Genomic DNA, 26,317 nt, shown 5'->3' with positions numbered 1-26,317 from the left:
GCTATGCCTAATCAAATCAATTCTACAAATACACCTAAAAAATACGATGCTGGCGACATGCACGATCTAGCTTCATTAGCTGAATCAGATATGAACTGGATGTGTACAGCAATCAGCCATATCAGAAAAGAAGTAATGAAGTTAAACAAGCTGGCAGAGAGTGGAAAAGAAGTCAGTCAGTATCATTTTTCTGAATTGGTCACTCATTTAGATATGTATGAATATTTAGCAGAAGACCGCCACCGCAACCATGCTAAAGGGGCAGAAGCATATAAGACTGAATGGGAAAGAATAAAAGGGGGTGAAGTATGAATGCAAAAATCACTCTTAACGCTCCCTTAGCGGTCAGCACCGACCCATTAACAGGCAATACAACCGAATATCATTCGATTGAAGATTTTGCAAAAGGCTGTATTGATGAGAGCAATTTTAAAGTTAAGTCTGAGAGCTATATCTACTCTAAATTGCCTAGTTATAACTGTGAAAATTGCGAAGCCTACACGCTCATAAATCCAATCCAATTGAGCAAGGTTATAGGCTATGCAATCAGAGGTACAGCAAGAAAATACGACACCACCACAACACCATTTAAAGAAATAGACAGCCAACAAGTGTCATTCATTATTGGTAAAAAAGGATTGTTTGCAAGCGGTTTAAATAAACCTCATTTATCGTATGTAGTCGGTACAAATGATATGGATTTATTTATTCAACTTGCTAAGGCAGGCAAAGCGGTTTTGCTGCATCAAAGTTTAGATGAAGCGTACAAGATTTTAAACAGTGGTATGCCTGAAAATGTTTTTAGATTGATTGCAGGCAAGTCTACCCCAGTAAACAACGCTGATTTATTTGTTCAAGTTGATGACTCTTTTAGAGCGTTTACCTCTCAACAAATAGAAACGTTTTTTCTTGAGAAACGGAAGCAAATTATTGAATCAGGTGCATTCAATCAAGATGCAGATTCTCAACACTGGGGCGAGTTGCTGCCACTACAACAAGAGGAATCAGTAGCAAGCAACCCTTACCCTATTGATGCACTGCCCTTATTGGCAAAAGAAGCGGTTTTGGCTATTTCCGAGCATGTGCAATCACCAATAGCCATGACTGCCCAATGTGTTATTGGTGCAATGTCACATATTGCCCAAGCTAAAGTAAATGCACCCGATAGATTCAAAGCACACGACGAGCCATGCAGCCTATTTTTACTCACAGAGGGGCAAAGTGGCAGCCGTAAGAGTACAAGCAAAAATCTAGCAGATCGGGCGATTTTGGAATATGAGCGCAAGCAGTACGAAATATATCGAACCGAGTTAGAGCAATGGAAAAGTGGGCAAGCAGGATTGCCAAAAAAAGACCGTGAGGCGTACTGTGCAGAGAATCCACCACCGAATGACCCTAGCACCTTATACAGCGACATAACCCTTGAATCTATTGCAGGATTGTTTATTGATGGAATCTTGCAAAATGCTTCTATTTCAAGTGATGAGGCAGGGCAATTTTTCGGTGGGCATACTATGAAAGCCGATACACGTAACCAAGCATTAGGCGGTTATACAAAACTGTTTGATGATGGGTTTGTGGAACGTACACGCTCAAAGTCAAACCTCAATGGCAGTGGTCGGGCGCATGACGTTCGAGTGACGTTTAATTTACAAGGTCAACATGAAGTTTTAGACAATGCTTTAAAAGACCCAGTGCTAAGAGGGCAAGGCTTTTTACCTAGATTCCTCTTAACTATTCCTGAAAACTTGGCAGGTACACGCCTACAAAATGCAGCATATCGCAACAAAAACGCCAACAAAGACCACAGGCTTATTGCTTATTGGACACGGTGCGAATCATTGCTCGATAGCTGCCCACAGGTGCAGACAGAGCATGAGTTGCATAATGGGCGTTATGTCATTCCTATGAATGAGGAAGCCATAGCGATTGATACAGAGTTTTATAACGTCATTGAGTCGCTGCAACGTGTAGGCAAGCGTTTTGAGTACCTACAAGCGTTTGCGAGCCGTGCAAGCCAATTGGCACGCCGTTTAGCAACGGTATTTGCTTATTTTGAGGGATTGCAACAGATTGACGGCAAAACCCTACAAGGAGCTTGTGAGGTCGTTAAGCATTCATTAAATGAATGGGCAATGTATGCAGAAATTGAGGTTAAAGCGGAAAGTGATGCTGAAAAGCTGATTAAGTGGATTGTCGGTAAATGTGTGCAGCAAAAAACAGACAGACTTACTTACTCATATATACAAACCTCATGCCCTAGACCGATGCAGAAAAACAAAAACCTTTTGGAAATGGTTATTCAGCAACTAGAGGATTCACACCATATCAAGATTGAATCACTAGGGCGTACTCGATACGTTGTAATTAACCCTTTATTACTGGAATCGTGACTAAGTGACTAAGTTAAGCTGAAACCCTTATACAGCAAGGCTTTTCACTTAGCAGTCAGCAAAAATGGCTTTGACTAAATGACTAAGTGGATGACTAAAAACTATATTCATTTAGTCACTTAGTCATTGCGTTATTTAGTGACTACTGAACGCAAAGCCTTATATATAAAGGCATACAGAGCAATTTAGTCATTTAGTCAGCTTTTTAGATAAATGAAATATATTTGAGAATTGAACAATGCCAAACGTAAACAAAGCAATCGTGATGGGTGTGTTAGGTCGTGACCCTGAAACTAAGAATTTTCCCAACGGTGGCAGCATTACGACATTCAGCGTTGCAACTACCGACCACTGGAAAGACAAGACCACTGGAGAGCGCAAAGAGGCTACAGAATGGCACAGAATCAGCACCAACGGACGTTTAGCCGAGATTGCTAGCAAGTACCTCAAGAAAGGTGGAAAGGTTTATATCGAGGGCAGCATGAGAACAAGGAAATGGAAAGACCAAAGCGGTGCAGATCGTGAAGTAACCGAGATTCGGGCGGATATTCTGCAATTGTTGTGATGCTAGATAACTTGGTACAGATAGCTCCTCAAATGTGGGGAGCTTTTATTATATGAATGGTCATAATCACCATGCTTAAATGCAGTCGCAGCAAAGTTTACGCCATTTTTAACGAATACCTATCTTGTATCACTACGTGCAACAAACATTCTCTTTTTATAGGAGTGCAAGTGTGATTGTTCTATCAATAATTTATTGTTTTCTAAGGTCAATCCAAAATTGGATAGGGCTAACCAGTGGGGGGAGCTATCAAGTTGAGTGATGACATAGATCGGACACCACCGACCTACTCACTCATAAAAAAATTTCTGTTTTAGCAAATAAGTTAAAGTTGTTAAAGTTAAAAAATCACTGCAAAGGCTTATATATAAAGGATTTACCTAGTTATAAGCCGATTTTCAAAAGTTAAAATGATGTTAAAGGTGCTTACTATTGCTTACAGCTACGGCGTTCTAAATGTCAGGTTTTATCAGGTTGTGAACTTAGGATTACTTAGGATTTTTGCAGTCTGTAACCATAGGTTTTGATAGGTTCTGACTAACATTTACTAACATGTGCAGCGTTTTGGATGTCAACAATTGTTAACAGCATGGCATCTTTGAATACTAGGTTTTATAAGGTTCAAACCTTATCAATTCTTAACAGTGCAGCAGAAAAACATGCCGTAATCATGCCGTAATGAAAGTGAGGTTTTGTGAGGTTCAAAGCGTTTGAGCATCTTTGAATACTAGGTTTTATAAGGTTTTGTATTTTTAAAGCAGTCCGAAAAACTAACATTTACTAACATTATGACGGCGCAAAATTGCGTTGGCTAAATCCATGTTTTAAAAGCAAAGCTCAAAATTGAGCAACGGTATTCACTGGACGAAAACTTGACCACATTTCAAACGCGACCAAGTGAGTAACTTAAAGTAACTCAGTCAACAAAACGCGCGCGCGCGCGAGGGAGAGAGTAAAACGTGGTTTTAATGCTTAAAATCCCAATAGAGTTACAGTGTGATTATTCGGGCGGTTTACTTCTGCAAATAACCTAAACATAGGACTACCCCCCATTGGTCAAGATGACCATACCTGAGCCATTAATTAGAGGAGCAGCTTAAAAGGCAGTCAAAAATAACGAGCTTTACCATAAAGGATAGGATTCTAAATCTAACCCCACCTGAGCCACCAGTAAGGTGAGCAGATCAAATATTTAGGTTTTGCGTTCCACCAAAAAGAGGAAGCGAAAAACACAACAAATAATTGTTGAAGTGCTAGAGAATTAAAAAACGTGGGCGTGCGAGCAAGTTTAAATCCTGAGTTGGACTCCCCTTTCCCCTACCAAACCCGACAAGAAAGCAGCCTAGCAGCACATAATTTGTATCCCAGTTTGTATCCCTAACTTTTTAATAATATTTTTATTATTTATAAACAATAACTTATTAATTTTGTTCAATTGTCGCCACCCCAAATACCTTTAATAAAAAAGCCACTTACTTAAGTGGCTTTTTTATTGACAAGATTTTTATATTTTTTAATTCTTAGAATATCAATAACGTACAAAACACAAAAATGATTCATTGTTAGAGAAAATATAGAATAAAACCCTCAAGCAACTGATTTAAATATCAATTTCATCATGTTTATTTTAAAAATAGATTTCACTTCGATATTTACATAGTGAGTACTTGACCTTCCCATAATGGTAAGGTCTATGCTTTAAGCAATCAAAGAATATTTATAGGTAAATCCCATGGGAACCGAAATAAATCAAAGATTAAGCTTACAAATTGAAGGTATGACTTGTGCAAGTTGTGTAAGTCGTGTTGAAAATGCTATTAAAAAAGTTGATGGTGTGCGATCAGCCTCAGTAAATTTAGCCACTGAGCGTGCAGACATTACACTTAATAAGCCTTTAGATCGTCAATTATTAATTCATGCAATTGAACAAGCAGGCTATGATGTTCCCAAAGACAGAATTGAATTATCTATAAAAGGTATGACCTGTGCCTCATGTGTTGGTCGTGTCGAGAAAGCACTCAAAGCCGTCTCTGGTGTCACTGAAGCGAATGTCAATCTTGCAACTGAACGAGCAACAGTAAGTGGTTCGGCAAGTGTAGAGGCATTGATCGCAGCAATAGATAAAGCTGGATATGATGCTGTAGAAATTCAAGCTTCGATTGCCGACCCATCTGAGCAGCTTCAGAAAAAAGATCAAGAACGCGCTGAACTTAAACGGGATTTAATTCTTGCCACGCTTTTTGCTATGCCTGTGTTTATTCTTGAAATGGGCTCTCATCTAATTCCAAGCTTTCATCATCTGATTGCTCAAACCATTGGGATGCAAAATAGTTGGTACATACAATTCGTACTGACTACCCTTGTATTAACGATTCCAGGAAGAAGATTTTATTTAAAAGGCATCCCAGCTTTATTTCGTCTAGCACCAGATATGAATTCTTTGGTAGCCGTTGGAACATTAGCTGCATATCTATTTTCTATAGTGGCCACCTTCTTTCCAAACACACTCCCTTCGGGAACAGTCAATGTTTATTATGAAGCTGCTGCGGTTATTGTTGCTTTAATCTTACTTGGTCGTTTTCTTGAAGCAAAAGCAAAAGGACGTACTTCAGAAGCGATTCAACGTTTAGTCAGTTTACAAGCTAAAACAGCTCATGTTCACCGTGATGGACAAATGCTTGAGATTGCAATTGATCAAGTTATTGCTGGTGACACGGTGATTGTAAAACCTGGCGAAAGAATACCTGTTGATGGAAAAGTGACTGATGGAAATAGTTTTGTCGATGAATCCATGATTACAGGTGAACCGATACCTGTTGAGAAAGTGATTGGTAGCGATGTGGTAGGTGGTACGATTAATCAAAATGGAACACTCACTTTTACAGCATTAGCCGTTGGTGGTGAAACCATGCTGGCGCAAATAATTCGCTTAGTTGAGCAAGCACAAGGCTCTAAAATACCGATTCAAGCGGTAGTCGATAAAATCACCTTATGGTTCGTACCAGCAGTAATGATTGCAGCAGTGCTGACATTCTTAGTTTGGTTAATTTTCGGCCCATCTCCTGCCCTAACTTTTGCCTTAGTAAATGCAGTCGCAGTACTGATTATCGCTTGTCCATGTGCTATGGGTTTGGCAACACCTACATCGATCATGGTGGGTACAGGTCGTGGTGCAGAATTAGGCGTGTTGTTCCGTAAAGGCGAAGCTTTACAGCTATTAAAAGATGCAAAAATTGTAGCTGTTGATAAAACAGGTACTTTAACTGAGGGACATCCAGAATTAACTGATTTTGAAGTCACATCTCAGTTTGAACGAGATCAAGTTTTGGCTGCTGTAGCTGCTGTTGAATCCCGATCAGAACACCCTATCGCAAAAGCGATTGTTGATCAGGCCAAGCTAGAGAACTTGGTTCTTCCTAAAGTTGATCGCTTTGATTCGGTTACGGGTATGGGTGTATCTGCAGTGATCAATGATGATATTCAAATTAATATTGGTGCTGATCGTTATATGCAGCAGCTCGGTATTGAAGTACAACCATTCGCAACAACTGCTTTACGTTTAGGTGATGAAGGTAAATCACCACTTTATGTTGCGATGAATGGTCAACTAGCAGGAATTATAGCGGTTGCTGATCCAATTAAATCCACGACTCCCGCAGCGATTCAAGCTTTACACCAATTAGGGCTGAAAGTCGCAATGATCACTGGAGATAATGCACGTACTGCTCAGGCAATTGCAAAACAATTAGGAATTGATGAGGTGATCGCTGAAGTCTTACCTGAAGGAAAAGTTAATGCAGTCAAAGAGCTAAAATCCCAATATGGTCATATTGTCTTTGTTGGTGATGGAATTAATGATGCCCCTGCATTAGCTGAAGCCGATGTAGGTGTAGCGATAGGTACAGGTACAGATGTTGCAATTGAATCGGCAGATGTCGTGCTCATGTCTGGTAATATGCAAGGTGTAACAAATGCAATCGCCTTATCCAAAGCCACAATCGGCAACATTCATCAAAACCTGTTTTGGGCTTTTGCTTACAACACCATGCTAATTCCTGTTGCCGCTGGAATATTATATCCAAACTATGGAATTTTAATGTCACCCATCTTTGCTGCAGGAGCTATGGCATTATCTAGCGTCTTTGTATTAGGAAATGCATTACGTCTACGTCGTTTTCAACCACCCTCAGTACATCTAGGTTGAGGAGAATAAGATGAATATTGGTAAAGTCTCTCAAGCTTCAGGGGTCTCAACCAAAATGATTCGATACTATGAACAGATTGGTTTGATCCCGACTGCGGGGCGTAATAATGCAGGTTATCGCTCCTACTCATCGACTGATGTTGAACGTTTAAAGTTTATCAAGCGAAGTCGAGAATTGGGATTTTCAGTTGTGGAAATCTCAGATTTGCTTGATCTGTGGAATGATCGCAATCGACAAAGTGCTGATGTAAAACGCTTAGCACTCGGACATATTGAGAAATTAGAACAACGCATAAACGACTTACAGCAAATGGCGAATACGCTGAAAGATTTAATCAATTGCTGCGCAGGTGATGATCGACCTGAATGTCCGATTCTTGAGGGTCTCAAAGAACCGAGCAATGAAAATAAGGAACAGCATCACCATAATGATCTGCTATCAATTTCACCATTAGCGAAGAAAAAATAAGGTATTAAAAAGGGCTACGAAAATGTAGCCCTTAAACTTTGTCTAAATGATTTTAGCGCGGTGGGAAACCTGCTTCAGTCAATGCTTCAGCAACCTGCTCTTGTGTTGCTGTTGTTTCAACTGTCACTTTACGACTTGGTGGATCAGCAATCACTTTAGCATTTGCATCCAAAGCTTGAATTGCTCGAGTAACACCGCGAGCACAACCACCACACGTCATATTCTCTACATGAAATTCCATGATATCTCTCCAATAAAATAGATGGTTAATAGAATATATTCCTTCCCATCATTGTAAGGTCAAGCGATTTTTTACTTGATCTTCTTTAGAGTTAGGTTACACCTTAGCTACTAGAAAAAACTCGGAGAACAACTCCAAGTTTAATTCAATGATTTCCACCTAAATCATGCGGTTAATGTGGTGCAGGGCCACCTACTATCGGCTTAGGTTTAGGACTTAACCAAATTAATAGACTCGCAAACACAAACACCAAAGCCAAAATCATAAAGACATGATTTGCTGAAATCGTAATTGCTTCTTTATCGACAAGATTGGCGATCGTTGCCAAAGTAGCATCAGAAGAAAACCCATTTTGCAGCAATGTATTTTGAACCTCTTGTGGATGCAATGAATTAACCATTTCACTACGCGCCACTTTGGTGTGATCATCCCAAATCGTAACTGCAATCGAAGCACCGATTGCCCCTGCCATGGTTCTTAGAAAATTCATCAAACCTGCAGCAGATGCCATTTCTTGGGGAAGAACCGAGCCCATTGCAATATTAGACAACGGAATAAAGAAAAATGGGACAGCAAAACCCTGCAATATCTGAGGCCAAGCCAATGCCATAAAATCTGCATCAGTTACCCAAAATGCACGCATTAAGGTTACAACACCCAGCAAAGCCAAACCAAAACTCGCTAAAGCACGTGGATCATATTTGGTTGATAATTTGGCTACAATTGGAGACATAGTCAAACTACCAAAGCCCATAGTTGCCGTTAGATAACCAGCCCATGTTGCGGTATATCCTAGATTGATTTGCAACCACTGTGGGATCAATACAATACTGCCAAAAAATGCCCCAAACCCAAATGCTAAGGCAGTGACAGAAACTGCAAAACCTCGATGCCTAAAAACATATAAATTTACAACAGGGTGTTTTTCGGTTAACTCCCAAATCATAAAAACAATAAAACCAATCACGGCAATTAAAGCTAAAACGATAATACTACTACTGTTGAACCAGTCTTTTTCATGCCCAAGATCAAGCATGAGTTGTAACGCACCAATCCAAAGTACCAGCAATCCTAACCCAATGGCATCTATGCGTAATTTTTCTGTTTTGGTTTCAGCTACTGACAACAAACGCATCGCAGCGAGAACACAAAATATTCCGACAGGTATATTGATAAAAAATATCCAATGCCATGATAAATTATCGCTAATCAAGCCACCTAAAATAGGACCTAGAATAGGTCCAATCACCGTTGTCATTGCCCATAGCCCCATCGCTTGAGCATGTTTTTCAGGTGGGAAAATACGCATCAATAATGTTTGACTCAGTGGCATTAACGGTCCACCACAAAGCCCTTGTCCGATACGAAAAAAGACCAACATTTCTAATGAAGTCGCTAGACCGCATAAAAAAGAAAAGACCGTAAAGCCAATCAAACCAAAGACAAAGACACGAACCGTACCAAATCGCCCTGCCAACCATCCAGTTAAAGGAACACAGATGGCTTCAGCCACTGCATAAGACGTAATCACCCAAGTTCCTTGAGAACTTGAAACGGCGAGGTTACCAGTGATATGAGGAACAGAAACGTTAGCAATCGTCGTGTCTAACACCACCATAAAGTTAGAAAGTGCAATTACAAAAGCTGCAAGCAATAATCGCCCACCACTGAGTTCTGCAAAAGGATTCTGAGTCTTCATGATGAATTACTTCGATGCGAGATCAATATCTACTTGCATTGAAAGACCTACTCGCAGAGGATGCTCAGCCAACTCTTTAGGATCTAAGGTAATGCGCACAGGTAAGCGCTGAACCACTTTAATCCAATTTCCAGTCGCATTTTGTGCAGGAATCAATGCAAAAGCAGCACCTGTTCCACCTGAGAAACCTTGAACTTTGCCGTGATAAACGACTTCATCCCCATATAAATCAGATGTTAATGTCACAGTTTGACCTGCTTTCACTTTTGCCAATTGGCTTTCTTTGAAGTTGGCATCTACATACAACGCTGAAACGGGTACGACAGACATCATGACTGTTCCAGGTGCAACACGCTGTCCAATTTGAATATTCTTACGTGTTACAACACCATCTACAGGGGCACGTATAATCGTTCTTTCCAAATCTAATAATGCTTGATCAACATGTGCTTTTGCCACTAAAACATCTGGGGTTGAAGCCTCATTGACACCTTGAATCAAAGCATCGTTTGCTGCCAAAGTACTTACCGCAGCATTACGACTCGACATAGCTTGAGCAAGTCCTGCTTGAGCAAGCTCTAAACTAGCTTTTGCAGTCGAAACAGCACTTTGTGATTTACTTAATTCTTCTTTAGAAATTGCACCTGAAGCAGCTAGTTCGTTACGACGTTTTAACTCTAAACTCACTCGATCATATTCAGCTTGGGCTTTATTGACTTGAGCTTGAGCACTTGTGATTTCATCTTTAGTTACGATCACTTGTGAATTCAGAGAGCTGCTATTTGCTTGGCTTTGTTTGTATTGACGTTGTGCTTTAGCTAGCTCCGCTTGAGCCTGTGCAAGTTGAATTTGTGCATCTCGTTGGTCGATTTTAACTAAGATATCGCCACGTTTAACCTGCTGTGTATCCTTCACTAAAACTTCAGCAACTTGTCCACCGATCATAGAGGTCACTTGTGCTGTTTCAGCACCAACATAGGCATTATCAGTGCTTACAGAATGATGAAAAAATAATGCCCAAATCCCATACAAAATTGCAGCTATGATAAGAATCAGGGCAAATAGTCCTAAAAACTTTTTACGCTTTGCTTTCATTGCATCATCAGATAAAGCTTGCTGTTCGTTGGTTTGGGAGTCAGTCATAAATTATTCCTGAAAATTAAATAGATCATTTACTTCTGTTTTAATCAGCCGATCAGTCTATGTATCGAAACTTAACCGAAAGTTAAAAACAAAAGATAAATATGAACAAAAATTTCAGAGGATTCTACCGACAAATAATCATATTACGAGAATAAAAAAAATAACTGATGCGTTCAGTTCTAGCATTTTGATAATAATTAAAACTATTTGTTTTCAAAAATAGAAAAAGCGCCAAATGGCGCTTTTTTTAAATTTTTCAAAAATTAGAAAGCATATGATGCGATTGCAGTCGCTATTGGCTTATCGTCATCATTGACCATCGTCATGCGCATCGTGCATCCTTTACGCCCTAAACGCAAAGTTTCTGCACGAGCGATAAAATATTTACCACGACCAGGTGCAAGATAATCTACACGCATATCAACAGTAGCCAAACGAGAAACTTTTTTAATAGTATCCGGTAAATCCTCTTGTGTTGCACGGCGATATAGCTGTTCCATTGCAACCACTCCACCAATACTATCCAACATCGTTGCAGCAACACCACCATGCAAAATTTGGAACGCAACATTACCAATCAATTCTGGTTGCATCTCAATGTAGCCTTCAATTTGATCATCAACTACACGCATGACCATGCCACAGTGCTTAAAAAATGGTGAAGAATTAAATGCTTTACAAAGCTGTTTTAATACCACGCCATGATCGGCTTTAGCACCTAACTGAATATTACCTGTCCAGTTTTTCTTTACATCATTCATACGCTGCCTGAATCCATAGATCGAAGCTGATGAGCATTGATAAATGCCTGCAAATACTTATGACTTATCATGAATACTGCATCGCATGATCAAAATTTCAACAGCCCTTTTGAAACATCCCATAATTTTTACAAAACCAAAATTATAGGGCTACAATAGTGAGGACATCGAATTGACCTAAGCCGCTAAGTTCTCCCCTAGCATGACTTAAATGATTCAATTATTCCTATAGTGTAATACTGAACATCGAGATTGTTATGACTTATACGTTCAATCGTCCTGCTTTCCCTGCGACTCGCATGCGCCGTATCCGTAAAAATGACCAATTACGAGCGATGGTAAGCGAAACACAATTGACAGCTAATCACTTGATTTATCCAGTTTTTGTACTACCAGGACAACAACAAGTTCAAGACATTCCGAGCATGCCAAATATACAGCGTTTATCTGCTGATTTATTGCTCAAAAAAGCAGAACAACTTCTTGAGTTAGGTGTTTCAAAGCTTGCATTATTTCCCGTTACCCCTCAAGAAGACAAAAGTTTAACTGCTGAAGCAGCATGGCATGAAGATGGATTAGTACAAACCACTTGCCAATTACTTAAAAAAGAATTACCTGAAATGGTACTCATCACAGATGGTGCGCTTGATCCTTATACCACTCATGGTCAAGATGGCATTATCGATGAAACAGGCTATGTGTTGAACGATGAAACTGTTGAATGCTTAATTAAACAAGCATTGAGTCATGCTGCGGCAGGTGCAGATGTTGTTGCCCCAAGTGACATGATGGATGGTCGTATCGGAGCAATCCGTCAAGCACTTGAACAAAACGGTTTTATTTATACCAATATAATGGCGTACTCTGCTAAATATGCATCAAGTTTCTATGGTCCATTCCGTGATGCAGTTGGCTCTGCTAGCAATCTAAAAGGTGGCAATAAATATAATTATCAAATGGATATCGGCAACCGTGCAGAAGCATTACATGAGATTGCTTTAGACATCCAAGAAGGTGCAGATATGGTCATCGTTAAACCAGGAATGCCATATCTAGACGTTGTTCGCGAAGTAAAAGATACTTTTGGCGTACCAACCTTTGTCTATCAAGTTAGCGGTGAATACGCGATGCTTGCAGGAGCTATCCAAAATGGCTGGTTATCGGACAGCGTTATCTTAGAATCATTAATGTGCTGTCGTCGTGCAGGTGCAGACGGTATCTGGACTTATTTTGCTGAAGAAGCCGCACGTAAACTCAAAGAGATGAAATAACTCTCCGAAGCTACAACACTCCTCACCTCTTTAACAAGGAGGGAGGAATCTTTAAATTGGTTTGACGTTAATATGCATATTGCTATCATTGGTGCAGGGATCAGCGGCTTAATGACAGCTCTGGAACTTGCTGAACAAGGCTGTTTTGTTGATATTTTTGATCAACAGCAAGCAGGTCAAGCTGCATCTTGGGCTGGTGGTGGTATTTTATCGCCTATGTATCCGTGGCGATATGCACCCGAAGTTAACCAATTAGCTCAGTTTGGAAAACCGCTCTATCAAATGTGGGATGAAAAACTCTACCCAATCACAGGGATTGATTTTCAGATTCACGATACAGGCATGCTAATTTTCGATCAGGATGATTTTGATATTGGGTTGAGTTATGCAGCTAAGTTCAATGAGCCGATGCAACAATCAGAATATTTAAATCAGAATCAACTCAATCAGATTAATCCACGTGTTTCAACAAAATTCAGAGAAGCCATTTATTTTCCTCATCTATCTAATGTGCGGAATCCTCGCCTACTTCAATCTCTGATTAGTTATTTGAAACAACATCCTTTGGTTCGTTTTTTTGAACATAGTCCAATCGAAAAGTTAATCATTCAAAAACATAAAATTAAGGGCTTGCAAAGCGAAGATGGTCACCAACACTTTGCTGATCATGTAGTTTTAACTTCAGGTGCGTGGACAAAGCATTGGGAAGAACAGTTACAACTGAATATTCCTGTTCGTCCTATCCAAGGTCAAATGTTGTTATTCAAAACACCTGAAAATTGGCTTCCAACGATGTGCATGAATCAAGTGATGTATCTGATTCCACGTCAGGATGGTCATATCGTCTGTGGTTCAAGTATGGCGGACTGCGGTTTTAATACCACTGTAGATGATCAAACTCAGCAAGACATTTTGACAGCGTGCCTAGAAATGGTTCCTGAGCTAGCTCAATTTCCAATCGTAAAACGTTGGGCAGGCTTGCGCCCTAGCTCACCACATGGCATCCCATACATTGGGGCGATTCCAGAGCTTGAAAATTTGTGGGCAAACTTTGGACATTTCCGCAATGGATTATGTATGGGAGCAGGTTCAGCACAACTGCTGCGTCAGCTCATTCTAGGGCAACCGACATGTGTTGAACCAAACGCGTACTCTCCAACCCAACTACGAAAGAAACTCTTAGTCGTCGAGTAAAATTTCACCTAATGCGATATCTAAAGTTGGATATTGAAACTCAAAACCAAGAGCTTGTAAGGCTTTAGGCTGTACATATTGACCATTTAAAATCAATTGTGATTGTTCGCCTAGAGCAAGCTCAAATACAAACTTTGGCAATGAAATAAAGGGTTTGCGCTTTAAGATTTTGCTAGCAATCTTAACGAATTGCTGTTGATTTGTTTGCTCAGGTGCAACGAGATTGTAAACCTTCTGCGCACTATTGGAGTCAAGTAAAAACACTAATGCACTTAACACATCTTGGATATGAATCCACACTACTGGCTGTTGCCCTGAACCAATCTTACCCGCGGCATTTAATCGAATCGGCAACAACATTTGCGGCAAAATTCCACCACCTTGACCAAATACAACCCCCAAACGAATAATCTTCGTATTCTGTTGCGAAAACTTTAAAGCCGTTTGCTCCCAAGCTTGGCAAAGCTCAGACATAAAAATCGCCTGCGCTGGGGTGTTTTCATCACAACTGGTATTCCACTGCTCTTGTGGATCAATACCATAGTAGCCAATCGCTGAGCCAGAAATAATGCATTTAGGAAAAATATGTTGCTGTTGCAACCACTCATAAAGTCGTTGGGTGGTATTGACACGACTATTAATTAATTGCTGTTTACGCTCACTACTCCAGCGTTTCTGACCAATATTTTCGCCCGCTAGATTGATGACATAATCAATTTGTTGGGTTTGAATCTGCTCAAATGAAGTCACCCATTGCAGATCAGGATGTTGTGAAGATTTATTCGTTTGTCGAGTTAGCGCAATGACCTTGTACTGTCTTTTCAACAAAAAAGGTAAAAGATGAGAACCAATAAATCCACTCGCCCCTGTTACCAATACAGTCAATTTTTGCATCGCACTACCTATCAAAAATCATGTGTATAGATAGTCTTAACAGAACAAGGGTGAAGTACAAGTGAACTTTATTAACCTAGTTAAACATCTTGTTCGCCATTCGTTGTGCTTGTGCGCCATAGAACCACAATGTGATCAAATATAGAGGTATTGCAAGCATCAACCACATTACTACAACGATCACAAGAAAATTTGGCTGCTGTAAATACGCAATAAAGTTCTGCCAAACTTCAGGATCATTGCGACTAAAAATGAATAACCCGAGTAATAATCCAAATAAGTTGTACCCCCAAAAAATTAAACTAAACATCAAAGTGAGTTTCTTTTTTTCAGTTGCAGTTGGGGCACGGCGTTGCTGTTTTAAAAATTTGAATAAAACAAAAATAATAGCAATCAAATACGGAATTGCTGTGAGTATACCTGCAATATTATTTGGTAAAATAGCAGCCAGCACGCCTGCTACCAAAGTTGAAACCAAACAAATAATAAAAAACCATAAATAATATAAACGAAGTGAAATCATGTAGTTAAACCCAATTTGAGTGGTTTCATTAATTAATTATAAATTTTTTTCACTTTTTTTTCATTTTTATGTCAACCGATCAACATTCTTTAGCGTTATATAGGGTACAAGGTCGCAGCAACCGAATCTAAATTGCACGGCATCCGCAACGATTTTCGGTGACCTTTCATTATGACTCTCCATCTTTAGCATTTGTTTTGTTAGCAGCCAAAACTTTTGATAAAGATTTTGACCGACGATTTATCATCACTCGAATCGTCGGTTTTTATTTTTCTAATGATACAAAAATAAAAATATAGGATTAGCCATGAACTCGATTATCTATTTTGAAATTCAATCCTCCAATCCCAAACGCGATACTCAATTTTATCAAGGTGTCTTTGGTTGGCATTTCAAGCATGTTGATGGCTTACCCATCGAATATTATCGTATCGAAACGGAAGGGATTCATGGTGGATTACTTCAACGTCCAGTCGCAATCCCCTCAACTGAATGCGGTACCAATGCTTTTACCTGTACGATTGAAGTAGACAATTTTGATGAAACCGCAGCCAAAATTTTAAGCTTGGGCGGTCTTATAGCGATGGATAAATTTGCGATTCCTCATCGTTGTTGGCAAGGCTATTTTCTCGACCTAGACAATAATGTCTTTGGTATATGCGAAATAGATGAGAATGCAAAATGACAGTGTTATACTAAATTTTCATAAAATTAAGATAGTTAATTCAAATAAAAATGAAATGTCCAAACTGTCAAAACGAAGTTGTGAATGAGAATATCAATATCCAAACGGATATGGGGAAATGTCAAAACTGCAATCATCTATTCAGAGTATCTGAAAATTTTGATTCATCGCCCCAATTCGCTTTTGATATTAATCAACCACCCAAAGGTGCTTGGTATAAAAATGACATGCAAGAAATTAAACTTGGTGCAACCTTAAGAAGTCCAATCGCCTTTTTCTTGGTTCCATTTATGCTGATATGGTCAGGTGGTTCATTGGGTGGGATTTATGGTACCCAAATAGCAAACCAAGAATTTAGTCTTTTACAAAGTTTATTTGGTATCCCATTTATCATCGGTACATTAATCTTTGGTTTTTTTACTTTACTCGTCCTGTTTGGAAAAGTTGAACTCACCATAGATCGTCAAGGCGGAAAGGTTTTTACAGGCATTGGGAAATTAGGTAAATCCAAATCTTTTATGTGGAATGAAGTGAGTCGAATCAGAGAAAATCATATTCAAAATGCTTCCAACAAACAACAAGGACAAATCTTTATAGATGCCGCGCAACCCATTCGCTTTGGTTTGGGCTTATCTCCAGAACGTCAACATTATATATTTCATACATTAAAACGAATACAAATGCAGTATAAACCTGAAAGAAGATAATTCATGGCTTTTCTTGAGGAACAATATATTTTAGAGGCTGAGAAAGAACTCAATCTTGTATTTCCATCATCTTTTAAAAATAAAATGATGATCGAAAATGGTGGCAATATTTTTGTTGAAGATGATGATTGGCAAATTTTCCCATTTTTCGATCAATCCAATCAAAAAAGAAAAATACGTACATGCAACCATATCTTGCATGAAACAAAAATTGCGAAACAATGGACTGGCTTTCCATTACATGCCATTGCGATCGCCCGTAATGGATGCGGAGATTATTTAATTTTTCTTCCGCAGAAACACGACCCACATACGCTTTCAGATCTAGTCCATATTTGGTTTCATGGCACCAATGAAATTCAACCCGTTGATTTAGATTTTAAAACGTTGGTATAGAGCCTATTTAAAACGCTAAATCAATTTATCGCATCAGTATTTGATGATTAAAATAAAAATTTGGAATTATTTACCCTGAAACTGTGGCAAACGTCTTTCAAGCATGGCTCGAACACCCTCTTGAGCATCCTCAGATTCAAATAGTGGTTTAAGGTAGTTATCCATTTTATCAAACGCAACTGTATGCCCTAAAGTCACTCCATCGGTTGCAGAAGCTAATAGAGCCTGCACAGCGAGTGGCGCAGCAATACAAATCTCTTTAGCAACTTCGATCGCACGCTCAAGTTGCTTACCTTTTTCTACAACCTCAGAAACAAGATTCAACTCATTGGCTTTTTGGGTATCAAAGGTTTTACCTGTCAATAAATAAGGCATAGCTTTTTGCCAACCTGCCGCCTGTACAAAACGCACAGTTGCTCCTCCAAAAGGCATAATTCCGCGTAGCACTTCAAGCTGACCAAATACCGTATTTTCACTGGCAATCACCACATCAGCATTCAGCATCAACTCCACACCAGCGGTATAACAAATCCCTTGTACTGCGACAACGACAGGCTTTGTTCTGTGCCGCCCACCAACACCCCAGGGATTAATTTGGCTTTCCTCAAAATTAAAAATGCCCTGTGGAATTTTGGGTTGTAATTCAACCAGGTCCAGACCTGCCGTGAAATGATCACCATGTGCAAAAATCACGGCGCAACGTAATGCAGGATTGTTCTCATATTCGGTTAAAGCCAGAGATAAATCCTCAATCATATGACTATCAAAGGCATTTCGTTTTGCGACCCGATCCAAACCAATCAACATCATGCGATCAATAATTTCGCGGCTTACTTTTCCTGAACTCATTTTTGTATTTCCTCATTTTTTTAATAACTTCGACTCTACTGTCAAATATAAATTTATCCAGTCATTGCTGATTCGTTCCTGTTCCAGTCGCTTATTTTTATAGCAATTCTTTCTTAAAGCATGAAACAAACTCAACTCTTCTGCTGTTAAATATTGCGGTTCGCTAAAGACAGAATCAGGTTCATCGACCATTTTATCCTGAAATTGCAGTACTGTGGCTTCATCCATCATTAAAGGAATAACATCCGGAATTTTTTGGCGTACCATGCTCAGGATATTTAAACCCTCTGAATCCAGATCACCCCAGTAATAAACTTTTTTATGTTGTAGCCAAGCCGCATTGAGCCATTTGATATTTTTACCGCCGCCACAGACCACGATACTGTTTTCCAACATAGGTAAGGCTAAACCTGACTGAATATTTTCAACCACAATAATATGTTGGGCAGGCAATTCAAATTCTGTCAATACATCAGTCGAAAGCTGAAAGACTGGAAATCCACCCAATGATTGTTGCACTTTGGCACATAAGGGTTTGATCATTAGCCAGCCTTTAGGATGATCCAGACAATTAAGCCAACTGAGTAATCCACCTGTTGCTTGTATTTCGCCTTGATGCAAGACATCACAAATAGCTTCCACAAAAATCAGATTTTTTTCTAAAAATTTGGTATCGACATGCTGTAAAGGCAATGCTCTTAAATAATGCCCTGCGCCCATATTTGCTTTAAGCTGGGCAATCAAGTGGATCAGTAATTGCCAATCATGTTCAGGGTATTGTTCAATCTGTTCTAAATATTCAATTAATGTAGAAAATAGTGCATATTCTATATGTGGCTCTACAAATAGCTGTTGCAACAGAAAGGAAATTTTGTCTGAAATTTTTTTAAGTCTCTGTTGCTGTCCTAACAACTCCACCATGACATCTAATGTAGGAATGACCAGTTTGACAGGGACATGCTGTGTTGCCAACTGTTTAAATTGACGTTGTTGCCATTCCACCAGATCAGGATAGGCAAAATTTTTCCATGTCTTAAAAAATGTATGGAAATGATCTATATCTGCAAATGCCTGCTGACCTGTCGGGGCTTTGAGTGAAAGTACAATCGGGAATGGACGTTGATGGCGCAAACGTTGTTTTAAATGCCGTGGATGATCCCATTCTTTCTTGCGTAACTGAGCGATGGCATCATCAGGCAAAATTCCCCATGCTACTGTTTTAGCCATGAAGCTCAATTCCAAGTTGCTGCGCCTCGGTGGTTATGGTCTGTTTGCGTTGCTGCATCCGTTCATCAATCTCTTGCCATGTGACTTCACATAAATGACTTTCATGTTGGTCAATATCACGTTCAGCAATCAGTAATGATCGGGCAGATTCACGTGCCAGATTCAGGTTTTTATAGGGTGTAATCAGATTGACATGTATTTTCAGTGCCTTAAATACTTTTAGCACACGACGACTAACTGCTTCAGCGGTATTGGAAAAAGCTTCATCTAAAAATACAGTGCTATAAATCGGGTAATCATAACCATCAGGTGTCAATACATAAGCTAAACTTGCTGCGACAATGGTACCTGCAAAGGATTCTTTTTCACCGCCTGATTTTCCACTAGAGGATTCCAACACATCCCTTATTTCACTTGTTTGCGCATCCACTTCTTCGGCATGGAATGACATTTGATAACGAGGATCAAGCAAACGTAAACTTTCCTGATTATTGGCAGTTGCCGAGCTACTGGCTCTGTCCAAAATCGCCATTAACTCCGCCAAGTGTTTAAAACGACGTTCATATTCTTCACTATTCACGCCAGATAAAACCTGTTTTAAACGTTGTTCGAAATCGTGTACATGTGGATATTTTTCTTTCTTATAGCCCAGTCTTAAATAGCTGCCGAGCTTAAATTCCGTGCGTTGTAATACCTGATTAATCATGTCAATTCGGTCAATGATTTCTTCCCGATTTGCATTCAATTTATCCTGAATCACACTTAAAGACTGAGCGGTGTGTTTATGCAAACGTTGCTGGAATTGCTCAACCAGATTCGGCAAACCCTCCTGCTGTAATTCCTGCAAATAGGCAACATAATCTTCTAAAGCAGCCAGCCCTATCGCCCATTCTCTTTGTAAAGGAATATGTGCCCATTTATCTTTACTGCGGAATGACACCATAATGCCATTGGCTGTATTGCTAAGCGTCGTTTTTTGGTCATTTGCCTGCTCAATTAAACGCTCAAGTTTTCGTTCGGCTTCTGCCTGCAACGCATCATCTAGTTGTTTGACTTCGCCTATCCGTTGTTTCAATAACTGTCGAGCATCATCACTGATTCCGTGCTCGGCTGCTTGTTGTGCTTTTTGCTGTTTTAACTGGGTATCACGATGTTGCTGTTCTAACTGACCTCGGATTTTTTGTGACTCACCTTTTTGTAAGCGAATCTGTTTGAGCTCATTTTTTGCATCTTCCCAACGCTGGCGAGCCTGTTCAGCATCAGAATCTGCCTGCTGTAAACGCTGCAAGTCCTGTTGGGTTTGTTGCTGACGTTGTTGCCAATACGGTAAATTAATAGTATCCCATTGATAACGCTGCAATCTTTCCCACAAGCCTTTTTGCTGATTCACATTATTAAGTAACTGCCGAGCCTGTTCAATCTGTTGGTATAGCTGTTTAAGCTGTTGTTCTAACTGACTATATTCATGTTTAAGCAAGCTCAGACGAGAGGTATTGGAAAAGCCCAGACACCATGCTTTACGATCATCAACACGTTGTTGGTCTTTTTTCTCAAAGCGTCCTCGTTCTAAATGAATTAAGCCCTGGTGAGTCATGGAAAATGGCATATGATCCAGTATTTGGGTATCACTCACGCAATTTAAATCAAAACGCTGTAAATGCTGTTTTAACCAGTCACGATAGGGGTGTTCTCGCCAAAGCAACTTCCCAAGAAAACCATTGTCCTTAAAATGGACATGCTCCACTTGTTTTAGATTAACCACCTGTAAACGCACATGGGTTTTATTATTACGCGCATTGACCCATTTGGTCACCATCGAATAACGATCCTGTGGCACAAGTAATGTGGTTTTGAGTCCACCTAATGCTCGCTCAATCGCGCCTTGCCATGCTTTTTCGTGCTCTTTAACATCAATCAATTCCCCAATAAACATCAGTTCATGTTCATCAAAAGATAAATGCTGTTTTAATTCATCACGTAAACGCAATAAATGCACATCATGAATATTACTATCGGGTCTGGCTTCAATTTCCTGAATATCTTCCTGAATATCTTTGAGCTGTTGTTGGGTTTGTGCGTATTTTCCACTGATTTCAGCAAATTCATCCTGACGTTGCTTGGTATCCTGTTCAGTATTGACCAATTTTTCAGTCGCAATGCCCTGATTTTCCAGCAAAGCATGCTCGGTTAAATCATCCGCAAGTTGTAACTGTCGGGCATCGTCCTGATAACGAGATGCTTCTATAACCAGACTTTTGAGTTTATCTGTAATAAAACCCAGTTCTTTGTGCAGATTTTCAATCTGATGACCACCCAACTGTAAATATTCCTCATGACGACGTTCCTGCCGTGTCTCTGCATCCTGTTCCAGTTGTTCAATCTGCTGAAATTGTTGTTTGAGTTGTAGCAATTCCTGTTCAAGCTGCTGTAACTTTTCAGTCCATAATGCGGCAAATAATTCACCAAAATAAGCAGCGATCGATTGTTTTTCCAAATGAAGCTGCGCTAAACGCTGCGTCAATTCGGCAATTTGTTCAGCACATTGTGGCAAACGCTCTAAATGCTCCACCTGTTCACGCGTATCCACCAGATGCTTATAATTGGCTTCTAAATCAGCAAATTCATTCACCGCCGTTTGTGCAGTTTCTCGTAAATTACTCGGCTCTAACACCAACTCCCGAATCAGCTTGGTTAAATCATCAATTTTCTTTAAACCCAATGCTCGGGAAAGTAATGCAGGTGCATTCTGATTGTCCATAAATAAATATTTACGGTACATATCCTGATAGCTTTTAAAATCACTTTCAAAATAATGAATACGCTGATCTGTCTTGGGATTAAAATGCTGTTTCAGTTGGCGTGTATTACCATCGGCAAAAATCTCTAATACTTCAGTCAGTAAGACATTGCGACTGGCTATCATATATAAACGATTGACATCACTGAGTGAATTTTTGCCTTGTCCAAGCCAAAACAAGCCAATCAGGGTAATCTGAGAACCATCCTCTGCAATATACAAGGCTCGTAGTGCCGTGGTTACAGCTTTTTCTCGTTTACTTTTGACTTTGGTACTGGAACCATCATGTTCAGAGCCGTAACTGCCGCGCATATAGGTCACTAAAGAACGATCTGAACGGTCACCCTGTGCGGCTGCTACGTTAAAACTGGCTTTGCTGGCAGGTTGTAACAATGCCATCAGTCCATCAATAAAGGTAGATTTACCAGCACCATTGTCACCTGTAATCAACGTCCCTTCAGGATCAATTCGGGCTGTATGTAAATTATGGAATGAGCCCCAGTTAAACACGGAAATCTCAGCCAGACGAATTTGTCCCTGAGCAAATAAAGTATCCAAAGTCATTTCTTGCATTATACCTTTCCTTTATTCTGCTCGCATTGATGCATAGCTGCTTTATCTGCCAGTTGCTCATATTCGGTCAATAAACTTTGTAGAAATTCAGCATTGACCACATAACGGATAATCGGTGTAATTTCATAACGCCCATCCTCACCTCGTATTACACTGAGAATTTTCTTTTCACTGAATTTATCTAGTGTGCCACTTAGTTTTTTACGGTCTTTACTGTCATGATTGGTAATCGGAATAAAAGGAATCAAACTTGCCTGAATTCGTTCCAGATCAATAATAATTTTTTGCTCACCTGCGGTTTCCCGCTCCTGATAATATTTCCGTAAAATGAGTAATACCAAAGTGTCATATAAGGTTAAGGTACGCTTTCGAATCAGCGTAGGGAAATCATCTGATAATGCTGTATCGTCATTTTCATCATTGATGTTTTCAGTATTAATAATATACGCCACGCCCTGTTTGGCATCTAAAACCAGTTGAATATATACTTCGGCAAGATGCTGGCGAATCACTGTTTCATAACGACATAACACATCAAACAGTTTTAGATTTTCAGCTGCCAGAATCGTTCCCTGTCGCATCAAATAGACCAAAACCCGTCTGGCTTCATGCGGCATACTAGATAGTTCATCACTTAGCTGTAAATCGGTCTCCACCTCTTGATCTGCTTCAACTTCTATCAGTTCATCTTCGACTTCGGCGATGCGCTGCGGTTGAATATCATGATTTTCGTCTGATGTGGGGCGACGCACCCTATCAAAAAAACTGCTCTCTTGTGGTTGCATGTCTCTACACTCTTATAATGCCAATTCATCTAAATTTTCAGGGAATAATTCTGCACTTAAATAATAGGTCGGGATACGGGCTTGTAGATTCACGCCATGTTGATCCTGAAATTGAATCTGCTCATTTTGTTCTGTTAATTGCGGCGCTTTAATGGCTTTGGCAATTCGTAAGTATGCCACCAATTCCTCCAGACCTGCCTGTAATGGATGTTCTTGGGTTAAATGTGCAATACTCATAACCCCTTTTTTCAGCAATGTATGGCGTGCTTTCTCAGCAACCTCTCGTACCTGTACACTGTCCAGATAGTGCAGCATTTGATTACTCGGTTCTTTACGATTTTGTTGTTGCTGTACGCCACGTGTATCCATGTGTTCATTCGGACTTTTCAAAGCAAAATTTTCAGGTGAGCTGACCTGAACCGAACCGACTGCCAAATCCACCTGCATTTCGGTTTTTAAATCACACTGCTGTTCCAGTGTTAAATTCACTGCCTGTTTTTCCAGTTGCGATAGCAAACGCTCGATCATACGATTTTCCAGTGCAGCTCCACTTTCAATATATGCCCGCAATCCCTCTTCAGTACGGCGACGCACCTGAAATACCCGACCACTTTCCCGCGCCAGTTCACGCATGAGCTGTCCTAGATATTTCTTTTGTGCTTCACTAAGTTGCTGTGCTACGGGGTGATTGAGAATACTGCGTAGTTGTTCCCGAAACTCAGTGGAACGATCCTGATCCTGCAATAATTGACAAAAACCATCAAAGGCACTACCAGCATCGCTTTTGGCAAGTAATTGCTCTTTTTGCATCAATGCCAGTAACACTTCACCTCGTGAAGCATTGCCCTCAATCATATCAATTCTTAACTCTTTATCTAACTGACGAATTTCATCTTCAACTCGCCTAAAATCACCTGTTAAAATAGAAGCCAGTTGATAAATTTCCCGAATCCGTTCTCGTTGCTCCGTTTCATTGAGCTGCGTAACCACCCCTGCATGCAAGTCATCAATTTCTTGTTGAATCTGGGCTTTCTTTTGTTCTAATAAGTTGACACGATCATCAATACTGTCGCTAATGGCAACCACGAAATCCCGTACTGCATCCTGTACAATTCTCAAATGTGATGCAGTAGTACTGCTATGACGCTCGTCCAGATTGCGACAAAAACGCAATACTGTTTCACTGGCATCAGTCTTGCTGAGCATGTCGTCCATTTCACGCAACCAGCCTGCCTTAATCCAGCTATTTAAATAATAGGCTGCATTATTTTCGGTTTGCCACAATCCCTGTTCGCGACTATATTTAATAAATTCATCCAGTAAGCTTCGGGCACGACCATAGGGAACTTCGGTTTCTTCGACAAATAAATCGGCAATAAATGCTAAAATGTGTGGCGCATTTTCTGCTCTTAATAATTTCCAGACTGGACTTTCATGATATAAACGGCGGTAAGTTGCCTGTATCCCCTGAATATTCATATTTTCTCATACATCATGAATATAAAAACTTATCATATCAATAATTCAGTCAACTCTATAGTTGACTGAATAAACTCAACGACTCAAGATGTCGTAGTTATAAAAAATACATTTTTAAGCATCACTTTTATCTTTAACCATTCTTTTGCAAATTGTCATGTACAATTTTATGCTACCTTATTCCCATACAAAAATAGGGATTTTCTATTTCATGACCGTGCGTTTTTTTCATACGTCTGACTGGCATTTGGGGCAATTCTTTTATAATCATTCCCGCCATTATGAACATGAACAATTTCTGACATGGTTACTTGAACAAATCAAACAGAAACAACCGCATGCCTTGCTGATTGCAGGCGATATTTTTGATGTGATCAATCCAAGTTCTCAGGCACAAAAACAACTGTATCAATTCCTCGCCGATGCGCATGAACGCGCACCGCACATGCAAACACTGATGATCGCAGGCAATCACGATTCAGGCTATCGAATTGAACAGGTTGAGCCATTATTAGCGAAATATAATGCCAAAACGGTTGGGGTGATTCGCCCGAATAAAGAAAATAATTTAGATTTAGATCGTTTAATTTTGCCAATCTACGATGAACAAAAACAGATTGTGGCATGGTGTATTGCCCTGCCTTTCGTACGCTCTGCAGAGATAACAGGCTTTAATGAACATACCACTAATAGTCAAAATGCCATTGCCTATTTACATCAACAACTCATTGCCGAGGCAAAACGGCGCAAAACAGATGATCAGGCCCTAATTCTGATGTCACATGCCCATATGCAAGGGGGGGAAACTTCGGATTCAGAACGGCCAATTATTATTGGCAATGAAGAGGCACTTTCGACCAGCCTGTTTGATGACAGCATTGATTATGTGGCGCTGGGACATCTACATAAACCGCAGAAAGTTGGGCAAGATCATATTCGGTATAGCGGTTCCCCAATTCCTTTGTCATTTAGTGAAATTAACTATAAACACCAAGTGCTTGAAGTCACGATCGATCCTATTGAAACTGGAAATCAAGTTGAGTTTGAAGCAATTGCCATTCCACGAGCGATTCAATTACACAAAATTAAAGGTGAACTCAATGACGTCATACAGCGACTCAAAAATCTGCCACAGGGTGTCATTGAATGTATAGATCATCGTGAATATGTTGATATTGAATATCACACAGCCACGCCTCCTCAACCGAATCTCAGACAACAATTTGAAGATGCCCTGCCTAAAGATCGTTACCGTTTAGTGCGGATTTCACGACAATATTTATCCAATCAAACCAATGCAGAAATTGAATCAAAAATTAATTTAGAGCCACCAACACCCGAAAAACTGTTTCAACAAATTTGGGAGAAAAAAGGCTATAGCGCTGATGATGAAGTCACCAAAGACTTTTTAAGCTTAGTTGCTGAAGCACAGAAAAAACTTGAAGATGATCAAACAGTTTAA

Annotated in this window: 22 protein-coding genes; 11 read left to right on the top strand and 11 right to left on the bottom strand. The window is 39.8% G+C overall.

Annotation, left to right across the window (positions count from 1 at the left end):
• Positions 1 to 3 precede the first annotated feature (3 nt).
• From R2H34_RS05205 to cueR, 5 genes are all read left to right on the top strand, one after another.
• The gene (locus R2H34_RS05205; RefSeq protein WP_042891315.1) at positions 4 to 312 is read left to right on the top strand and encodes a hypothetical protein; all 309 of its coding nucleotides are present in this window, start codon (positions 4 to 6) and stop codon (positions 310 to 312) included.
• On the top strand, positions 309 to 2,393 hold the full coding sequence (locus tag R2H34_RS05200; RefSeq protein ID WP_318342467.1) for a DUF3987 domain-containing protein: 2,085 nt from the start codon (positions 309 to 311) through the stop codon (positions 2,391 to 2,393). The genes R2H34_RS05205 and R2H34_RS05200 overlap by 4 nt, the downstream gene beginning before the upstream one ends.
• A gap of 238 nt (positions 2,394 to 2,631) precedes the next feature.
• Entirely contained in the window at positions 2,632 to 2,958 is a 327-nt protein-coding gene (ssb, locus tag R2H34_RS05195) for a single-stranded DNA-binding protein (protein ID WP_042891313.1), read from the top strand.
• Positions 2,959 to 4,690: 1,732 nt separating this feature from the next.
• Positions 4,691 to 7,162 (top strand): heavy metal translocating P-type ATPase, encoded by a 2,472-nt coding sequence (locus tag R2H34_RS05190; protein WP_087539990.1) that lies wholly within the window; start codon positions 4,691 to 4,693, stop codon positions 7,160 to 7,162.
• 10 nt (positions 7,163 to 7,172) lie between these two features.
• Positions 7,173 to 7,631: a Cu(I)-responsive transcriptional regulator gene (cueR, locus tag R2H34_RS05185; RefSeq protein ID WP_087539991.1), complete on the top strand. Its 459-nt coding sequence runs from the start codon at positions 7,173 to 7,175 to the stop codon at positions 7,629 to 7,631.
• Positions 7,632 to 7,683: 52 nt separating this feature from the next.
• Here cueR and R2H34_RS05180 read toward each other — a convergent pair whose 3' ends face one another.
• The 4 genes from R2H34_RS05180 to R2H34_RS05165 all read right to left on the bottom strand — a co-directional run bounded on the left by R2H34_RS05180 (position 7,684) and on the right by R2H34_RS05165 (position 11,475).
• On the bottom strand, positions 7,684 to 7,872 hold the full coding sequence (locus tag R2H34_RS05180; RefSeq protein ID WP_004913856.1) for a heavy-metal-associated domain-containing protein: 189 nt from the start codon (positions 7,870 to 7,872) through the stop codon (positions 7,684 to 7,686).
• 172 nt (positions 7,873 to 8,044) lie between these two features.
• A complete protein-coding gene (locus R2H34_RS05175; RefSeq protein ID WP_004913858.1) occupies positions 8,045 to 9,571 on the bottom strand; it encodes a DHA2 family efflux MFS transporter permease subunit in 1,527 nt (508 codons plus the stop codon).
• Positions 9,572 to 9,577: 6 nt separating this feature from the next.
• Positions 9,578 to 10,714 carry an HlyD family efflux transporter periplasmic adaptor subunit gene (locus R2H34_RS05170; protein WP_087539993.1) on the bottom strand — a complete coding sequence of 379 codons (1,137 nt, stop codon included), beginning with the start codon at positions 10,712 to 10,714 and terminating at the stop codon, positions 9,578 to 9,580.
• Between the two features lie 263 nt (positions 10,715 to 10,977).
• The gene (locus tag R2H34_RS05165) at positions 10,978 to 11,475 is read right to left on the bottom strand and encodes a thioesterase family protein (protein ID WP_004913863.1); all 498 of its coding nucleotides are present in this window, start codon (positions 11,473 to 11,475) and stop codon (positions 10,978 to 10,980) included.
• Between the two features lie 257 nt (positions 11,476 to 11,732).
• Between R2H34_RS05165 and hemB the strand changes: the two genes are divergently transcribed.
• Both hemB and R2H34_RS05155 read left to right on the top strand, forming a co-directional pair.
• Positions 11,733 to 12,746: a porphobilinogen synthase gene (gene hemB / locus R2H34_RS05160; protein WP_004913864.1), complete on the top strand. Its 1,014-nt coding sequence runs from the start codon at positions 11,733 to 11,735 to the stop codon at positions 12,744 to 12,746.
• Between the two features lie 72 nt (positions 12,747 to 12,818).
• Positions 12,819 to 13,940, top strand: coding sequence for an NAD(P)/FAD-dependent oxidoreductase (locus R2H34_RS05155; RefSeq protein ID WP_042891306.1), 1,122 nt, complete (start codon positions 12,819 to 12,821; stop codon positions 13,938 to 13,940).
• Here the strand turns inward: R2H34_RS05155 and R2H34_RS05150 are convergent.
• Positions 13,926 to 14,834 carry a TIGR01777 family oxidoreductase gene (locus R2H34_RS05150; protein ID WP_042891305.1) on the bottom strand — a complete coding sequence of 303 codons (909 nt, stop codon included), beginning with the start codon at positions 14,832 to 14,834 and terminating at the stop codon, positions 13,926 to 13,928. The two genes, R2H34_RS05155 and R2H34_RS05150, sit on opposite strands and share 15 nt — an antisense overlap.
• 76 nt (positions 14,835 to 14,910) lie before the next feature.
• Positions 14,911 to 15,357, bottom strand: a complete 447-nt coding sequence (locus tag R2H34_RS05145; protein ID WP_005403068.1) for an ABZJ_00895 family protein — start codon at positions 15,355 to 15,357, stop codon at positions 14,911 to 14,913.
• A gap of 307 nt (positions 15,358 to 15,664) precedes the next feature.
• On the opposite strand from R2H34_RS05145, the gene R2H34_RS05140 reads away from it, so the two are divergent.
• Genes R2H34_RS05140 through R2H34_RS05130 form a run of 3 tightly spaced genes read left to right on the top strand, consistent with a single transcriptional unit; the run spans position 15,665 to position 17,145 of the window.
• Complete coding sequence (locus R2H34_RS05140) at positions 15,665 to 16,042, top strand: VOC family protein (RefSeq protein ID WP_042891303.1); 378 nt, start codon at positions 15,665 to 15,667, stop codon at positions 16,040 to 16,042.
• A gap of 50 nt (positions 16,043 to 16,092) precedes the next feature.
• Positions 16,093 to 16,749: a hypothetical protein gene (locus tag R2H34_RS05135; protein WP_039047317.1), complete on the top strand. Its 657-nt coding sequence runs from the start codon at positions 16,093 to 16,095 to the stop codon at positions 16,747 to 16,749.
• Between the two features lie 3 nt (positions 16,750 to 16,752).
• Positions 16,753 to 17,145, top strand: a complete 393-nt coding sequence (locus R2H34_RS05130; protein WP_042891302.1) for an SMI1/KNR4 family protein — start codon at positions 16,753 to 16,755, stop codon at positions 17,143 to 17,145.
• Between the two features lie 66 nt (positions 17,146 to 17,211).
• Here the strand turns inward: R2H34_RS05130 and R2H34_RS05125 are convergent, their stop codons facing one another.
• The 5 genes from R2H34_RS05125 to R2H34_RS05105 are packed head-to-tail and all read right to left on the bottom strand — an operon-like array spanning position 17,212 to position 24,855.
• Positions 17,212 to 17,994, bottom strand: a complete 783-nt coding sequence (locus R2H34_RS05125) for a crotonase/enoyl-CoA hydratase family protein (protein WP_004960001.1) — start codon at positions 17,992 to 17,994, stop codon at positions 17,212 to 17,214.
• 12 nt (positions 17,995 to 18,006) lie between these two features.
• Positions 18,007 to 19,221, bottom strand: a complete 1,215-nt coding sequence (locus tag R2H34_RS05120) for a Wadjet anti-phage system protein JetD domain-containing protein (RefSeq protein WP_004799659.1) — start codon at positions 19,219 to 19,221, stop codon at positions 18,007 to 18,009.
• Positions 19,214 to 22,591, bottom strand: a complete 3,378-nt coding sequence (locus R2H34_RS05115) for an ATP-binding protein (protein WP_318342466.1) — start codon at positions 22,589 to 22,591, stop codon at positions 19,214 to 19,216. Before R2H34_RS05115 ends, R2H34_RS05120 begins: the two co-directional genes overlap by 8 nt.
• On the bottom strand, positions 22,591 to 23,376 hold the full coding sequence (locus R2H34_RS05110; RefSeq protein WP_042891297.1) for a DUF4194 domain-containing protein: 786 nt from the start codon (positions 23,374 to 23,376) through the stop codon (positions 22,591 to 22,593). Before R2H34_RS05110 ends, R2H34_RS05115 begins: the two co-directional genes overlap by 1 nt.
• Positions 23,377 to 23,388: 12 nt before the next feature.
• Entirely contained in the window at positions 23,389 to 24,855 is a 1,467-nt protein-coding gene (locus tag R2H34_RS05105; RefSeq protein WP_042891296.1) for a DUF3375 domain-containing protein, read from the bottom strand.
• Between the two features lie 211 nt (positions 24,856 to 25,066).
• On the opposite strand from R2H34_RS05105, the gene R2H34_RS05100 reads away from it, so the two are divergent.
• Positions 25,067 to 26,317, top strand: coding sequence for an exonuclease SbcCD subunit D (locus R2H34_RS05100; protein ID WP_042891294.1), 1,251 nt, complete (start codon positions 25,067 to 25,069; stop codon positions 26,315 to 26,317).

Source organism: Acinetobacter sp. 16 (genome assembly GCF_033439925.1).
Lineage (GTDB): Bacteria > Pseudomonadota > Gammaproteobacteria > Pseudomonadales > Moraxellaceae > Acinetobacter > Acinetobacter junii.
This window is presented reverse-complemented; position numbering and strand designations above follow the sequence as displayed.

Bases quoted from the DNA above. Each gene is read 5' to 3' on its own strand.
- cueR (WP_087539991.1), top strand. From the start codon at position 7,173: ATGAATATTGGTAAAGTCTCTCAAGCTTCAGGGGTCTCAACCAAAATG.
- R2H34_RS05110 (WP_042891297.1), bottom strand. From the start codon at position 23,376: ATGCAACCACAAGAGAGCAGTTTTTTTGATAGGGTGCGTCGCCCCACA.
- R2H34_RS05205 (WP_042891315.1), top strand. From the start codon at position 4: ATGCCTAATCAAATCAATTCTACAAATACACCTAAAAAATACGATGCT.
- R2H34_RS05135 (WP_039047317.1), top strand. From the start codon at position 16,093: ATGAAATGTCCAAACTGTCAAAACGAAGTTGTGAATGAGAATATCAAT.
- R2H34_RS05115 (WP_318342466.1), bottom strand. From the start codon at position 22,591: ATGCAAGAAATGACTTTGGATACTTTATTTGCTCAGGGACAAATTCGT.
- R2H34_RS05155 (WP_042891306.1), top strand. From the start codon at position 12,819: ATGCATATTGCTATCATTGGTGCAGGGATCAGCGGCTTAATGACAGCT.
- R2H34_RS05175 (WP_004913858.1), bottom strand. From the start codon at position 9,571: ATGAAGACTCAGAATCCTTTTGCAGAACTCAGTGGTGGGCGATTATTG.
- ssb (WP_042891313.1), top strand. From the start codon at position 2,632: ATGCCAAACGTAAACAAAGCAATCGTGATGGGTGTGTTAGGTCGTGAC.
- R2H34_RS05180 (WP_004913856.1), bottom strand. From the start codon at position 7,872: ATGGAATTTCATGTAGAGAATATGACGTGTGGTGGTTGTGCTCGCGGT.
- R2H34_RS05150 (WP_042891305.1), bottom strand. From the start codon at position 14,834: ATGCAAAAATTGACTGTATTGGTAACAGGGGCGAGTGGATTTATTGGT.
- hemB (WP_004913864.1), top strand. From the start codon at position 11,733: ATGACTTATACGTTCAATCGTCCTGCTTTCCCTGCGACTCGCATGCGC.
- R2H34_RS05145 (WP_005403068.1), bottom strand. From the start codon at position 15,357: ATGATTTCACTTCGTTTATATTATTTATGGTTTTTTATTATTTGTTTG.
- R2H34_RS05200 (WP_318342467.1), top strand. From the start codon at position 309: ATGAATGCAAAAATCACTCTTAACGCTCCCTTAGCGGTCAGCACCGAC.
- R2H34_RS05130 (WP_042891302.1), top strand. From the start codon at position 16,753: ATGGCTTTTCTTGAGGAACAATATATTTTAGAGGCTGAGAAAGAACTC.
- R2H34_RS05120 (WP_004799659.1), bottom strand. From the start codon at position 19,221: ATGGCTAAAACAGTAGCATGGGGAATTTTGCCTGATGATGCCATCGCT.
- R2H34_RS05100 (WP_042891294.1), top strand. From the start codon at position 25,067: ATGACCGTGCGTTTTTTTCATACGTCTGACTGGCATTTGGGGCAATTC.
- R2H34_RS05165 (WP_004913863.1), bottom strand. From the start codon at position 11,475: ATGAATGATGTAAAGAAAAACTGGACAGGTAATATTCAGTTAGGTGCT.
- R2H34_RS05170 (WP_087539993.1), bottom strand. From the start codon at position 10,714: ATGACTGACTCCCAAACCAACGAACAGCAAGCTTTATCTGATGATGCA.
- R2H34_RS05190 (WP_087539990.1), top strand. From the start codon at position 4,691: ATGGGAACCGAAATAAATCAAAGATTAAGCTTACAAATTGAAGGTATG.
- R2H34_RS05125 (WP_004960001.1), bottom strand. From the start codon at position 17,994: ATGAGTTCAGGAAAAGTAAGCCGCGAAATTATTGATCGCATGATGTTG.
- R2H34_RS05105 (WP_042891296.1), bottom strand. From the start codon at position 24,855: ATGAATATTCAGGGGATACAGGCAACTTACCGCCGTTTATATCATGAA.
- R2H34_RS05140 (WP_042891303.1), top strand. From the start codon at position 15,665: ATGAACTCGATTATCTATTTTGAAATTCAATCCTCCAATCCCAAACGC.